The organism is Dellaglioa sp. CoH-57-MRSF-17 (assembly GCF_056782015.1).
The window spans coordinates 1-788 of record NZ_JBXAXY010000019.1 but is presented as its reverse complement, the minus strand read 5'-3'; the positions used below and the strand labels follow the sequence as shown (position 1 = coordinate 788).

Genomic DNA, 788 nt, shown 5'->3' with positions numbered 1-788 from the left:
CCATCGGATGGAAATCGGACGGAAATGCAAAGTTTTGTTTCAGGATTTCGGTTGGCGTGTGATCCGACCAGATGTAATTCTGTTCCGTCACGTGTGGTACACGCATCGAGAAGCCATCCACGTGCCACACATCGTCGCTCACACTCTTCATGGGGCCGCAGCGAACCGTTACATACACGTACGGATGGTTGACCCCGAGTTTGCGCTGTTCAGCATCGGCACGGATCACCATCGGCTCGATCCACTTCAGCTCGTTCGGGACCACATAGCCCTCGGTCTTGGGGCCACGAATCATCATGCGCAGAATGTACTGATCATGTGGCACAAGAGAACCGTCCACCGGATATGAATTCAGCTCTTGGTTCGCTTTTGCGTAAATCCCCAAATCAACCAGCTTCCGTGCGCGTTCCTCGATGTACATTTACTGCTCCTGTATGTTAGACGCACGCATCCTACACGTTACGCCACGAGACCTGCACCGTCAGATTGGGGTGTACCGGATGTGGCGCGTGCGCTCCCCAATTTGCTAGGTCCCAACGTGGTCCACGGTAGGAGGGCGGCTGCACCCAGAATTTCCATGCGCCGGGCTCCACATCCAGATCGTGCTGGGCCAGCAGCGCCGCACTCAACTTCCGGGCCAAGCGCTGTGCTGTGGGTCCTGTGCCATCACGTACACGTCTCTTTTTGGGCATCGCCTGTTTCCCAAAAGAACGGGTCAGCAGATCATCAATCCATTTGGTGTCTGGTACTATGAGCTTCTTATGGCAATCCCAGTGCCAGAACTCATC

Annotated in this window: 2 protein-coding genes; both read right to left on the bottom strand. The window is 55.1% G+C overall.

The features are described from left to right. Positions 1-421: hypothetical protein (locus tag AC1RPJ_RS07605; protein WP_481762821.1), on the bottom strand; the 421-nt coding region annotated here is incomplete at its 3' end. A 31-nt stretch (positions 422-452) separates the two neighbouring features. Further along, a partial coding sequence (locus AC1RPJ_RS07600) for a hypothetical protein (protein WP_481762820.1) occupies positions 453-788 on the bottom strand: 336 nt, incomplete at its 5' end.